Raw genomic sequence first — 12,113 nt, 5'->3', positions numbered from 1 at the left:
CCTTACGGTTTCGTCAGCCCGAGCAGGCGGGCGGCGTTCTCCTTGAGGATCTTCGGCCGGACCTCCTCCTTGATCGTCAGCTTGCCGAAGTCGGCGAGCCAGCGGTCCGGGGTGAGGACGGGGAAGTCGGAGCCGAAGAGCACCTTGTCCTTCAGCAGGGTGTTCGCGTACTGCACGAGCTGCGGCGGGAAGTACTTCGGGGACCAGCCGGACAGGTCGATGTGCACGCCCGGCTTGTGCGTGGCGACGGCGAGGGCCTCGTCCTGCCAGGGGAACGACGGGTGGGCCAGGATGATCTTCAGGTGCGGGAAGTCGGCCGCCACGTCGTCCACGTGCAGAGGGTTGGAGTACTTCAGCCGGATGCCGCCCCCGCCGGGGACTCCGGCGCCGATGCCCGTCTGGCCGGTGTGGAAGAGGGCGATGGCGCCCGTCTCCTCGATCACCTCGTACAGGTCGTACGCCACCGACCGGTCGTTGGGGAAGAACCCCTGGATGCTGGGGTGGAACTTGAAGCCCTTCACCCCGTACTCCTCGACCAGGCGGCGGGCTGCTTCACGCCCGCCTTCCCCGGAAGGGTCGATGAGCGAAGGGGATGAGACGTCGCGTGCGCGCGCCTCGGCGACCTCCTCGTTGGGGACGGGCGGGGTGCCGGTGGCGGACTCGGCGTCCACCGTGAAGATCACGGCGGCCATCTTCCGCTCGCGGTAGTACGCGGCGGTCTCCTCCAGGGTCGGCTTCCGCTTGCCCTCGACCTTGAAGTAGGCGGAGGAGGCGTCGTGGAGATCGTCGTCCAGGGAGGAGTGTCCCTTGGAGGACACCTCCGCATGGGTGTGGACGTCGATCGCGACCAGCGACTCCAGGTCCATCACGGGGTCCATCACGCCTCCGGGAGCTTCGGCGCCGGGATGCCGACCGACTGGGGCTCGGCACCGACCGAGGTGGGCCAGGCGTCGGCCAGGGCGGCGGGGGTCCAGCCGCCGTCGGCGTACGCCGTCCTGATCTCCTGCGGATGCGACCAGAGTGCCACCTTGTCGCCGCCGATGCCGATGGCCTGGCCGGTGACACCCCGGGCGGCCTCGGAGGCGAGGAAGGGGACCAGGGCCGCGCAGTCCTCCGGGGTGCCGAAGCCCTCACCCTTGCGCAGGAGGTCCGGCAGCGGCTCGCCGCCGCGCATGGCCTCGACGTACGGGGCGAAGGCCGGGATCGTCTCGGTCATCGCGGTGGCGGCGACCGGCACGATCGCGTTGACGGTGATGTTCGCGCGGCCCAGCTCCATGGACCAGGTGCGGGCCATCGCGGCGATCCCGGCCTTGGCGGCGGCGTAGTTCGTCTGGCCGAAGTTGCCGCGCTGGCCGGCCGGGGAGCCGACCAGGATCAGCGAGCCGCCCTCGCCCTGCTCGCGCATCCGGACGGCGGCGGCGCGGGCGCAGGTGAAGGTGCCCCTGAGGTGGGTGGTGATCACCGCGTCGAAGTCCTCGTCGGTCATCTTCCACAGGACCTTGTCGCGCAGGATGCCCGCGTTGGTGACGAGGACGTCCAGTCGCCCGAACTCCTCGACCGCGCGGTTCACCAGCCGCTCGGCGGCCTCGGTGGTGCCGACCGGGACGACCTCGGCGACGGCCCTGCCGCCCGCTTCCTCGATGGACTTCACGGCCGCTTCGGCCACGGCCTCGTCGACGTCGTTGACGACCACGGACGCCCCGTGGGCGGCCAGGGCGTGGGCGTAGGCGAGGCCGAGGCCCCGGCCGCTGCCGGTGACGACGGCGACCTTGCCGGAGAGATCGATGCTGGGCACGGGTGGGTCCCTTCACACGGGGTTCGGCTGCGAGATCGAAGCTAAGAGCAATAATTGTTGACGTCAATAGTTGTTGATGGCCCACGGGTACGAGATGCTGGAATCTCCAGCCGTACCGAGCGCAGGACGCACCGAGCACAGGGAGCCCGCCATCACACGCCAGAACGTCACCCCGAGGGCCATGGACGCGGACGAGCCGTGGATGCGAGGGCTGCACGCGGACACGGGCTACCTCCTGTACCGCCTGGGCCTGCGCTCGGGACAGCTCTTCAACACCTTCCTCCAGGAATCGGGGCTGCGCCTGCGCCACTACGCCGTGCTGCGTTTCCTCGCCACCTCCGAAGGGGCCCTCCAGCGCGAGCTGAGCGCCCGGCTGGGCTACGACCCGAGCGCGATCGTCGGCCTGGTCGACGACCTGGAGAAGCAGGGCTTCGCCGAGCGCCGCCCCGCCCCCGACGACCGCCGCAGCCGGATCGTCGTCCTGACCGAGAGCGGCCGCGCGTTCCTGCGCGACACCGACGAGGCCGGCCAGCGGGTCACCGGCGAACTGGTGGGCCCACTGGACGCGGCCGAGCGGGAGTCGCTGCACGCGCTGCTGCTGAAGATCGCGGCCGACGGCCTGAACTGATGTTGTGCAAGTGATTGACGGCTGCACGATGGATGCATAACTTCACGGACCAACCGCGCCCCGTCCCCAGGGAGCCCACCGTGCAGCCTTCCCCCTCGACCGCCCAGCCCTCCCCCGAAGCACGGCAGTTGCGCCGCGTCGCCGTCTCCGGACTGCTCGGCACGACCGTCGAGTTCTACGACTTCCTCGTCTACGGCACAGTCGCCGCGCTCGTCTTCGGCGACCTGTTCTTCCCTCGGGCCGACCCGGCGGTCGGCACCATCGCGGCGTTCGGCACCTTCGCCGCGGGCTATCTCGCCCGACCTCTGGGCGGCATCGTCTTCGGCCACTTCGGCGACCGGATCGGGCGCAAGTCGATGATGCTGCTGACCATGGTCCTGATGGGCCTGGGCAGCTTCCTCATCGGGCTGCTGCCTACCTACGACGCGATCGGGGTCTGGGCCCCGGTCCTGCTCGTCGCCCTGCGCGTGGTGCAGGGCATCGCGATCGGCGGTGAGTGGGGCGGCGCGATGCTGATGGTCGTCGAGCACGCCGAGCACGCGCAGGGCTCCCGGCGAGGCCTGTGGTCCAGTTTCACCCAACTCGGCGCCCCGCTCGGCTCCGTGCTGTCGGCCGGCGTGGTCACCCTCGTGGCCGGCCTGCCCGACGACGAGTTCCGCTCCTGGGGCTGGCGGGTGCCGTTCCTGCTGAGCATCGTGCTGCTGGCCGTCGGCCAAATAAAAAAGAAAGAAGGTCGCCGAGAGCCCGCTGTTCGCGCAGGTCAAGCGGGAGCCGGTGGACAAGCCGCCGATCGTGGAGATGATGCGCCGCCCGAAGCCCGTGCTGCTCGCCGCCTGTGTCGGCATCGGCGCGTTCACCACGCAGTCCCTGCTGACCAGCTTCATGATCTCCTACGCCGTCGACGAGGGGTACACCCGCCCGCAGGTGCTGACCGCGGTGACCGTCGCCTCCTGCGTGGCCCTCGCCGTCCTGCCCGCCGCGTCCGCGCTGTCGGACCGGGTCGGCCGCCGGCCCGTCGTCCTCACCGGCGCCGTCGCCTCGGCCGTGCTCGCGTTCCCGGTACTGGCACTGGTCGACTCCGGCTCGCCCGGACTGCTGATCCTCGCGCTCGCCCTCGGCCACGGCGTCGCCCAGTCCACGATGTACGGGCCGTTGGGCGCCCTGCTCACCGAGATGTTCGGCACCCGCGTCCGCTACACCGGCGCCTCCCTCGGCTACCAGGCGGCCACCCTGGTCGGCGCCGGGTTCTCCCCGCTGATCGCCGGCAGCCTCCTCGCCTCGTACGGGGGCGGCAGCGCGCCCGTCTCACTGCTGCTGTGCCTCGGCGCGGCGATCACCGCCGTCACCGTGTGGCGCCTGCGCGAGACCCACACGGACGCCCTGGACTCCCCCGCCGTCACCCCCACTCTGGAAGGAACCCCGCGTTGAGGATCCGCCTCGCTTTACTGACCACCTGCCTGTCCCTGGCAACGGCCCTGCCCGCGCAGGCCGCCGACGCCACCGACAGCCACCTGGAGGGCAAGCTCCCCTCCGGCGCCGCGTACGTGATGGACGTACCCGCGTCGTGGAACGGCACCGTGCTGCTGTACAGCCACGGCTACACCCCGGCCGGAGCCCCCAACCCGGCCCAGAACACGCCGGGTACGGCCGCCCGTGACAAGCTGCTGGCGCGGGGCTACGCCCTGATCGGCTCCTCGTACGCGACGAACGGCTGGGCGGTCACGGAGGCGGTGCCCGACCAGCTCGCCACACTGGACCTGTTCACGGAGAAGTTCGGTTCGGCCCGGCGGACGCTCGCCTGGGGCACCTCCTACGGCGGCTTCGTCACCAGCATGCTCGCCGAGCGGCACGCCGACCGGTTCGACGGCTCGCTGTCGATGTGCGGACTGGTCCAGGGCGGCGTCGCCAACTGGAACAGCACGCTGGACCCGGTGTTCGCGCTGCGGACGCTGCTCGCGCCCGGCTCCGGGGTGCGGCTCGCGGGGTTCGCGGACCAGACGGAGGCGGTCGCCGCTTCGAAGACGCTCTCCTCGAAGGTCGAGGCCGCCCAGCGGACGCCGGACGGCCGGGCCCGGATCGCCCTGGCCGCCGCCCTGCACAACATCCCCGGCTACAACGACTCCGCGCAGACCGAGCCGGGCCCGACCGACTGGGCGACCCAGCAGTCCAACCAGTACGCCGCCGTCCGGGGCCTCCTCCAACTGCCCGCGTTCAGCTGGCGGCAGGAGGCCGAGAGCCGGGCGGGCGGCAACCCGTCCTGGAACACGGGCGTCGACTACACCGCGATGCTCGCCCGGTCCCCGCTGTACAAAGAGGTGACCGAGCTCTACAAGGAGGCGGGACTGTCCTTGCGCACCGACCTCTCGGCCCTGGGCCGGGCACCCCGGGTCTCCGCCGATCCGCAGGCCGTGCGGTGGATGCGGAACACCAGCGTGCTCTCGGGCCGGCTCACCGACCCGCAGCTCAACATCCACACGACCGGTGACGCGCTGATCCCCGTGCAGGCGGAGAACGCGTACCACCGGGCGGCCACGGGGGCGGGCTCCGCGGGGCTCCTGCGCCAGGCGTACGTCGAGGGCCCGGGCCACTGCACCTTCACCACGGGCGAGACCCTGGCCGCGCTGCACACCCTGGAAAAGCGCCTCGACACCGGCCGCTGGGACGTACGGCCCGGCACCCTCAACGCGACGGCGGCCACGGAGGATCCGGCGGCCGAACCCCGCTACATCCCCTACCGCCCGACCGCCTACCCCCGCCCCTACGACCTCGCCCACCCGGGAGACGCCCGGCCATGACCGGAACAGGGGGCGCCCCCACCGCACCCGAACGGCTGCTGTCCGTGCTCGCGGCCTTCGACCACGAGCACCCGGCCCTGTGCCTGACGGACATCAGCCGGCGGGCCGGGCTGAGCCTGACCACCGCCCACCGGCTGGTGGGCGCGCTCACCGAGTGGGGCGCCCTGGAACGCGACGAGTCCGGCGTCTACCACGTCGGGCTCCGGCTGTGGGAGCTCGCCGCACTGGCTCCGCGCGGCCTCGCCCTGCGGCAGATCGCGCTGCCGTACCTGGAGGACCTGTACGAGGCGACGCACGAGAACGTACAACTCGCGGTGCGGGACGCCTCGGACGTCGTGTACATCGAGTGGCTGTCGGGCCGGTCGGCGGTCGGCGTGCACATCCGGGTCGGCGCCCGCTGGCCGCTGCACGCCACCGGCGTCGGGCTCGCCCTGCTCGCCCACGGCGGTCCGGAGTTCCAGAAGGAGTACTGCGCGGGCGAACTCGCGTCGTTCACGCCGTACACGATCACCGACCCGGTGCGGCTGCGGCGCGCACTGGCCGAAGTGCGCCGCACCGGGGTCGCGGTGAGCGACCGCCAGGTCACGGAGGACGCGCTGTCGGTGGCCGCGCCGGTGCGCGGGGCCGACGGGTCGGTGACCGCGGCCGTGTCCGTCGTGGTGCCGCAGGCGCACGCCCAGGTTCCGGTGCTGGTCCCGGCGGTCCGGGTGGCGGCCCGGGGAATATCGAGGGCGCTGGGGTGGCAGCCCGAGCCGGGCTGAACCGCGCGGCGCCCTGTCGGGGCCGCGCGGTCCGAAGCCCGTGCCCCGTTCAGCAGTCGCCCGGCATCGGCTTGCCGGCGAAGCGGTCGCCGAGCCGAAGCTCAGATACGGCAATTGCCTCCTTCGGCGATGCCCGCGGTCGCCACCACGGCCGAGGGGCGCCCGAGGGCGGCCCGGATCGTGCCGGCCGCGTCCTCAAGGGCCGCGGGATCGGTGATGTCGGCCTCGACGGCCGGCGCCGGGCCCGGCAGGGACGCGGCGACCTCGTCCAAGGCGGCCTTCTCGTGGCCGAGGAGCGCTACCCGGGCGCCGTGCCGGGCGGCCTCGCGTGCCATGGCCGCGCCCAGGCCGCGGGTGGCCCCGATGATGACGACCGTGCGCTCGGCGAGCGGACTGCTGCGCATGGGCTGCCCTTCCTTCCGGCTCCGAGCGGGCGTCTCGTCCGTTGCCCGCTCCACTCGGACCCTTGCGCTTCGTCGTCCCGGGCTCCCGCGGAGGGTCGGGCCGCGCCGTTGCCGGGCGGGCCGGGGGTCTTCAACTGCTGCTCTTCGGAGTCGCCTCGGTCGTGGCGCACGGCGCCGCCCGGCTCGGGCTGCTCCTCCAGCACCTCGACGCCCCACCCGGCGTCCGCCGGCAGGTTCGCGGCCACCAGGCCGTTGGGCCCCGCGCCGATCACCACGGCGTCAGGCACGGCGGGCTCCGCCCGTGCCGGGCCCCGCCGTCACCTGGCCGAGGGCGCGGCGGGCTCCCCCCGTGTCCGTCACCTCGTTTTCGCACAGCCTGGCCAGCCGGGCCAGCATCGCGCGGTGGCGCAGCTGGATCAGTACCTCGAAACCGGCGTTGTGCAGTCGGCCGCCGGCCCCCAGGAGGGGGTGCTCGTCCACGATCACCAGGCAGTGCTCGCCCCATGGCCGCAGCTCGATCGCGATACGGGCCGTGCCCAGCACGCCGGCGTGGGCCTCCAGCTCCAGCCGGGTGCCTTCCTCGTGGTGGCGGACGACCGTCTCGTTGTCGAGCCGCACCGGTCCGAGCCGGATCTGGTAGCGGATCGCGGCGCCGGTACGCGGCCATTGGCCGCGCAGCGGGTGGGACTCCGAGGTTCCCACCACCCACTCCGCGTAGCGGTTCCCGTCGGCGAGGACGGCCCACACGTCGCGCGGGCTGACTCGGATCAGGCGATGGCGAACGGCCACGGACACCTCCAGTGCTGGGCCGGACCGGCTGGTCCGTCGTCCCGCCCGAGTGCCCCTGCGTCGCCTGTTCAACAGCGGGTGCGGTGGCATCACCCTCTTGACGTGTGACGTCCCCCGTCCTGACGTCACACGGAGCGCACAGTGCGCGCCAGAGCCGGTTGAGAGCGCTCTCGCCCCGCCTCCGGGGGCGTGGCCTTCAAGCTCTGCACTCATCGACCGCCTCGCACATTTCCCGGCTTTACCTCTTGACGACCCGGGTGCCGTGGAGCACATTGACGGCACTCTGAGAGCGCTCTCAACCACCCCACCCCGCAACCGAGAGGCATCCCCACATGAGTGACACCTCTGGCAGACTCCGCGCTCGGCACCCCTTCCGGCGGGCGTTCGTCGCCGTGGTCAGCACGCTCGGCCTCGCGGCGGCCGCCACCACCGCGGCGACCCCGTCCGCGAGCGCCTCCGCTCCGCCGCCCCCGTCGGGCTGGAACCAGCTCTTCCTGGACGACTTCACCGGGCCGGCGGGCAGCGGCGTCAACACGTCCAACTGGCAGTACGCGACCGGCAAGGGCTACCCGGGCGGCCCCGCCAACTGGGGCACCGGCGAGATCGAGACGATGACGAGCAGCACGGACAACGTCTCGCTCGACGGCAACGGCAATCTGCGCATCACCCCGCGACGCGACGGCGCCGGCAACTGGACCTCCGGCCGCGTCGAGACCAACCGCGCCGACTTCCAGCCCCCGGCAGGCGGCAGGCTCCGGGTCGAGTCGCGCATCCAGGTGCCGAACGTCACGGGGGCCGCGGCCAAGGGCTACTGGCCCGCGTTCTGGATGCTGGGCGCCCCCTACCGCGGCGACTACTGGAACTGGCCTGCCGTGGGCGAGCTGGACATCATGGAGAACACCCAGGGCATGAACACGGTGTTCGCGACGATGCACTGCGGCACCTCGCCGGGCGGCCCCTGCAACGAGACCAGCGGCATCGGCAGTTCGACCACCTGCCAGGGCACCACCTGCCAGGCCGGTTTCCACACCTACCGGATGGAGTGGGACCGCTCGACGAGCGTCGAGGAGATCCGCTTCTACCTCGACGGCGTCAACTTCCACACGGTGCGCGCCAACCAGGTCGACGCGACGACCTGGCGGAACGCCACGGACCACGGCTTCTTCATCATCCTCAACGTGGCGATGGGCGGCGGCTTCCCCGACGCGTTCGGCGGCGGTCCTGACGCCGGGACGCAGCCCGGCAGCCCCATGGTCGTCGACTACGTCCAGGTCCTGTCGTCCGGCGGCGGCACCACACCACCCCCGACCGGCGGCCGCGACGCCTACTCCACCATCCAGGCCGAGTCCTACGACGGCCAGTCCGGGGTGAGCACCGAGTCGACGTCCGACTCCGGCGGCGGCCAGAACGTCGGTTCCCTGGCCGGCGGCGACTGGCTGCACTTCAAAGGGGTGGACTTCGGTTCCTCGGCGGCCCGGCAGTTCAACGCCCGGGTCGCGAGCGGCGCGGCGAGCGGGGTCAGCGGGCTGGTCGAGGTGCGACTGGACAGCCGGAGCAACGCCCCCGTCGGGAGCTTCGCGGTGGGCAACACGGGCGGCTGGCAGTCGTGGCGGACGATTCCGGCGAACATCAGTTCCGTGACGGGCACGCACGACGTGTACCTGACCTTCAGCAGTGGACAGCCGCAGGACTTCGTCAACGTCAACTGGTTCACGTTCGGGCACTGATTCGGGCCGGCCCGTCCCCGACCGGGGCTCCACGCGCGCGTGGGGCCCCTTCCCACTGCCCTCAGCGCAACTCCGCCCGGAACACCGCCGGGGTCTGGTCCGTGTGCTGGTGGAAGAACTTGGAGAAGTTCGCGGCGTCGGGGAAGCCGACCGCCGCGCCGACCCGGCCGATCGGCAGCTCGGTGTGGGCGAGGAGCCGCTTGGCCTCCAGGACGACGCGCTTGTCGATGAAGGCCTTGGGGGTGTCGCCGGTGGCGGCGCGGACCGCGCGGACCAGGGTACGGCGGGAGTAACCGAGGGCGTCGGCGTAGGCGCTGACGCTGTGGTTGGTGGCGAAGTCCCGCTCCACCGCGTCCCGGAAGCGGGTGAAGGTGGAGTCGGACCGCCGGCTGACGGACTCCGCGCTCGCGGCCAGGTGGGCGAGCCGCAGCAGGAACGCCGTCAGCGAGTGGCGCAGCACGGCGATGTGCAGGCTGAGCGGCAGGGTGGACGTGTCCTCGTACTCGCGACGCAGCTGGCCGAGCGAGTTCCGCAGACCGGCGAGCCCAGCCGGGTCGGGTCTCAGCAGCGGCGGCAGATCGTAGCGGTACAGGCCGGTGGCCTCCACGGTCGCGCGGGGCAGGAAGCCCGGCTGCATGGTGAGCACGGTTCCGCGGTACTCGCTGGTCGGTGAGAAGCGGTGGACCTGCCCCGGGCGGATCCACAGCAGGTCACCGGACGTGGCCTCGTACTCGGTGAAGTCGACCATGTGCCGGACCGGGCCCTCGCCGAAGAGCATCACGACATGGAAGTCGATGCGGTGCACGCGCTCCAGCGGCGCGTCGGCATGCCAGGTGCGGCCGGTACCCATCGGGCCGACCTGCATGCCGACGCCGCCGACGCTCAGCTCGACCGGGAAGGGGAAGGTATCGATCCCGTCGCCGCCCTGGAGTCCTCTGTCCGCGATATCCGCCATATCCACCATGCCCGCCTCGTACCGCCCCGTTCGCGCGCCGCGCTGCCGCCCGCTGTCCCACTTTCACCACAGGCTGGCACACGGCGACCTTCCTTCCAATAAGTCAGACTTTTAGTTTTGTACGCGTCAGACCAGCCACTTCGCTCCCATCGAGGACTTCTTGAAGATGAGCACGCAGACAGCGGACACCTTCGAATGGACCGAACTCGACCGGCGTGCCGTCGACACCGCCCGGCTGCTGGCCGCCGACGCCGTCCAGCGGGTCGGCAACGGCCACCCCGGCACCGCGATGAGCCTGGCACCGGCCGCCTACACGATCTTTCAGAAGATGATGCGGCACGACCCCGCCGACCCGGAGTGGGCCGGCCGTGACCGCTTCGTCCTCTCCCCCGGCCACACCTCGCTGACCCTCTACACGCAGCTGTACCTCGCGGGCTACGAGCTGGAGCTGGACGACCTGAAGGCGTTCCGTACGCACGGCTCCCGGACCCCCGGGCACCCCGAGTACGGGCACACCGCGGGCGTGGAGACCACCACCGGCCCGCTCGGCCAGGGCGTCGCGAACGCGGTCGGCATGGCGATGGCCGCCCGTTACGAGCGTGGCCTGTTCGACCCGGAGGCCCCGGAGGGCGAGTCGCCCTTCGACCACACGATCTGGGCGATCGTCTCCGACGGCGACCTCCAGGAGGGCGTCTCCGCGGAGGCCTCCTCGCTGGCCGGCCACCAGAAGCTCGGCAATCTTGTCTTCCTCTACGACGACAACCACATCTCCATCGAGGGCGACACCGCGACCGCGTTCTCCGAGGACGTGCAAAAGCGCTACGAGGCGTACGGCTGGCACGTGCAGCGGATCGAGCCGCAGGACGACGGTGACGTCGACGTGCGCGCGCTCCACGCGGCGCTGAAGGCGGCTCAGGCCGAGACCGGACGGCCCTCGATCATCGCGATGCGCACGATCATCGCCTGGCCCGCGCCGAACGCGCGGAACACCGAGGCCTCGCACGGCTCGGCTCTCGGCGCGGACGAGGTCGCCGCCACCAAGCGCCTCCTCGGCTTCGACCCGGAGCAGAGCTTCGCGGTCGCCGACGAGGTGCTGGCCCACACCCGCGGGGCCCTGGACCGGGGCGCCGAGGCGCACGCCGCCTGGGACAAGCGGATCGCCGCCTGGCGCGGCGAGAACCCGGAGCGCGCCGTCACCTTCGACCGGGTCAGCAAGGGCGAGCTGCCCGCGGGCTGGGAGGACGCCCTGCCGGTGTTCGAGCCCGGCAAGGCGGTCGCCACGCGCGCCGCGTCCGGCAAGGTGCTCCAGGCGCTCGGCGGGGTCATCCCGGAGCTGTGGGGCGGCTCGGCCGACCTGGCCGGCTCCAACAACACCACGATCGACAAGACCAGCTCCTTCCTCCCCACGGGCAACCCGCTGCCGGAGGCCGACCCCTACGGACGGACGGTCCACTTCGGCATCCGCGAATTCTCCATGGCCGCGGAGATGAACGGCATCGCGCTGCACGGGAACACGCGCGTCTACGGCGGCACCTTCCTGGTGTTCTCCGACTACATGCGCAACGCCGTCCGTATGTCGGCCCTGATGCAGCTGCCGGTGACGTACGTGTGGACGCACGACTCCATCGGCCTCGGCGAGGACGGCCCGACCCACCAGCCGGTGGAGCATCTGGCCGCGCTGCGGGCGATCCCGGGCCTGAACGTCGTCCGTCCGGCCGACGCCAACGAGACCGCCGTCGCCTGGGCCGAGATCCTCCGGCGGCACTCCACCGACCCGGCCCCGCACGGCCTCGCGCTCACCCGCCAGGGCGTGCCGACGTACGAGCCGGACCCGGAGGCGGCGCGGGGCGGTTACGTGCGGTTCGAGGCGGAAGGCGGCGAGCCTCAGGTGATCCTGATCGCCACCGGGTCCGAGGTGCACGTCGCCGCCGAAGCCCGTGAGCGCCTCCAGGCGGCGGGCGTGCCCACCCGTGTCGTGTCGATGCCGTCCGTGGAGTGGTTCGAGGAGCAGCCGCGCGCGTACCGCGACCGCGTCCTGCCGCCGTCCGTGAAGGCCCGGGTCGCCGTCGAGGCCGGCATCGGCCTGACCTGGTACCGGTTCGTCGGGGACGCGGGACGCATCGTCTCCCTGGAGCACTTCGGCGCCTCCGCCGACGCGAAGACCCTGTTCGCCGAGTACGGCTTCACCCCCGAGAACGTCGTCGCCGCGGCCCGCGAGTCCCTCGCCGCCGCGCGTGACTGATCCGAACGCCCGAAAGA

10 protein-coding genes and 2 pseudogenes are annotated in these 12,113 nt (G+C 71.9%); 6 read left to right on the top strand and 6 right to left on the bottom strand.

Going from position 1 to position 12,113, the window contains the following annotated elements; translation table 11 throughout:
- Positions 1–2 precede the first annotated feature (2 nt).
- Together SSQG_RS32755 and SSQG_RS32750 are read right to left on the bottom strand one after the other, a co-directional pair.
- The gene (locus SSQG_RS32755) at positions 3–866 is read right to left on the bottom strand and encodes an amidohydrolase family protein (RefSeq protein WP_039935594.1); all 864 of its coding nucleotides are present in this window, start codon (positions 864–866) and stop codon (positions 3–5) included.
- An 11-nt stretch (positions 867–877) separates the two neighbouring features.
- Positions 878–1,795: an SDR family NAD(P)-dependent oxidoreductase gene (locus SSQG_RS32750; protein ID WP_003994257.1), complete on the bottom strand. Its 918-nt coding sequence runs from the start codon at positions 1,793–1,795 to the stop codon at positions 878–880.
- A gap of 94 nt (positions 1,796–1,889) precedes the next feature.
- On the opposite strand from SSQG_RS32750, the gene SSQG_RS32745 reads away from it, so the two are divergent.
- The 4 genes and pseudogenes from SSQG_RS32745 to SSQG_RS32730 all read left to right on the top strand — a co-directional run bounded on the left by SSQG_RS32745 (position 1,890) and on the right by SSQG_RS32730 (position 5,979).
- Positions 1,890–2,423 carry a MarR family winged helix-turn-helix transcriptional regulator gene (locus SSQG_RS32745; RefSeq protein WP_425315007.1) on the top strand — a complete coding sequence of 178 codons (534 nt, stop codon included), beginning with the start codon at positions 1,890–1,892 and terminating at the stop codon, positions 2,421–2,423.
- Positions 2,424–2,551: 128 nt separating this feature from the next.
- Positions 2,552–3,851: pseudogene (locus tag SSQG_RS32740) on the top strand (MFS transporter).
- A complete protein-coding gene (locus tag SSQG_RS32735; RefSeq protein WP_039934133.1) occupies positions 3,848–5,218 on the top strand; it encodes an alpha/beta hydrolase family protein in 1,371 nt (456 codons plus the stop codon). Before SSQG_RS32740 ends, SSQG_RS32735 begins: the two are co-directional and overlap by 4 nt.
- The gene (locus SSQG_RS32730; protein WP_003994252.1) at positions 5,215–5,979 is read left to right on the top strand and encodes an IclR family transcriptional regulator; all 765 of its coding nucleotides are present in this window, start codon (positions 5,215–5,217) and stop codon (positions 5,977–5,979) included. The genes SSQG_RS32735 and SSQG_RS32730 overlap by 4 nt, the downstream gene beginning before the upstream one ends.
- Before the next feature lie 101 nt (positions 5,980–6,080).
- Here the strand turns inward: SSQG_RS32730 and SSQG_RS32725 are convergent, their stop codons facing one another.
- From SSQG_RS32725 to SSQG_RS32720, 3 genes and pseudogenes are all read right to left on the bottom strand, one after another.
- Positions 6,081–6,383, bottom strand: coding sequence for an SDR family NAD(P)-dependent oxidoreductase (locus SSQG_RS32725; RefSeq protein WP_039934132.1), 303 nt, complete (start codon positions 6,381–6,383; stop codon positions 6,081–6,083).
- A 152-nt stretch (positions 6,384–6,535) separates the two neighbouring features.
- A pseudogene (locus SSQG_RS39965) lies at positions 6,536–6,670 on the bottom strand (NAD(P)-binding protein); the annotation flags it as partial.
- Positions 6,663–7,172, bottom strand: a complete 510-nt coding sequence (locus SSQG_RS32720) for an SRPBCC family protein (protein ID WP_003994250.1) — start codon at positions 7,170–7,172, stop codon at positions 6,663–6,665. The gene SSQG_RS32720 and the pseudogene SSQG_RS39965, both read right to left, overlap by 8 nt.
- 332 nt (positions 7,173–7,504) lie before the next feature.
- Here SSQG_RS32720 and SSQG_RS32715 point away from each other — a divergent pair, with 332 nt between their 5' ends.
- On the top strand, positions 7,505–8,899 hold the full coding sequence (locus SSQG_RS32715) for a glycoside hydrolase family 16 protein (protein WP_003994249.1): 1,395 nt from the start codon (positions 7,505–7,507) through the stop codon (positions 8,897–8,899).
- A 61-nt stretch (positions 8,900–8,960) separates the two neighbouring features.
- Here the strand turns inward: SSQG_RS32715 and SSQG_RS32710 are convergent, their stop codons facing one another.
- Positions 8,961–9,854: a helix-turn-helix domain-containing protein gene (locus SSQG_RS32710; protein ID WP_003994248.1), complete on the bottom strand. Its 894-nt coding sequence runs from the start codon at positions 9,852–9,854 to the stop codon at positions 8,961–8,963.
- Between the two features lie 166 nt (positions 9,855–10,020).
- On the opposite strand from SSQG_RS32710, the gene tkt reads away from it, so the two are divergent.
- A complete protein-coding gene (gene tkt / locus SSQG_RS32705; protein WP_039934130.1) occupies positions 10,021–12,096 on the top strand; it encodes a transketolase in 2,076 nt (691 codons plus the stop codon).
- The last annotated feature ends 17 nt before the right edge of the window (positions 12,097–12,113 follow it).

It is taken from the genome of Streptomyces viridochromogenes DSM 40736, from assembly GCF_000158955.1.
GTDB classification, from domain to species: domain Bacteria; phylum Actinomycetota; class Actinomycetes; order Streptomycetales; family Streptomycetaceae; genus Streptomyces; species Streptomyces venetus.
Note: the sequence above shows the minus strand (reverse complement) of the source record. Positions and strands in the feature narration are given on the sequence as shown.

What these genes read in the sequence shown, in the direction of transcription:
- SSQG_RS32755 (WP_039935594.1), bottom strand. Translation starts at nt 866, where the DNA reads ATGGACCTGGAGTCGCTGGTCGCGATCGACGTCCACACCCATGCGGAG.
- SSQG_RS32745 (WP_425315007.1), top strand. Translation starts at nt 1,890, where the DNA reads ATGCTGGAATCTCCAGCCGTACCGAGCGCAGGACGCACCGAGCACAGG.
- SSQG_RS32730 (WP_003994252.1), top strand. Translation starts at nt 5,215, where the DNA reads ATGACCGGAACAGGGGGCGCCCCCACCGCACCCGAACGGCTGCTGTCC.
- SSQG_RS32725 (WP_039934132.1), bottom strand. Translation starts at nt 6,383, where the DNA reads ATGCGCAGCAGTCCGCTCGCCGAGCGCACGGTCGTCATCATCGGGGCC.
- SSQG_RS32715 (WP_003994249.1), top strand. Translation starts at nt 7,505, where the DNA reads ATGAGTGACACCTCTGGCAGACTCCGCGCTCGGCACCCCTTCCGGCGG.
- SSQG_RS32710 (WP_003994248.1), bottom strand. Translation starts at nt 9,854, where the DNA reads ATGGCGGATATCGCGGACAGAGGACTCCAGGGCGGCGACGGGATCGAT.
- tkt (WP_039934130.1), top strand. Translation starts at nt 10,021, where the DNA reads ATGAGCACGCAGACAGCGGACACCTTCGAATGGACCGAACTCGACCGG.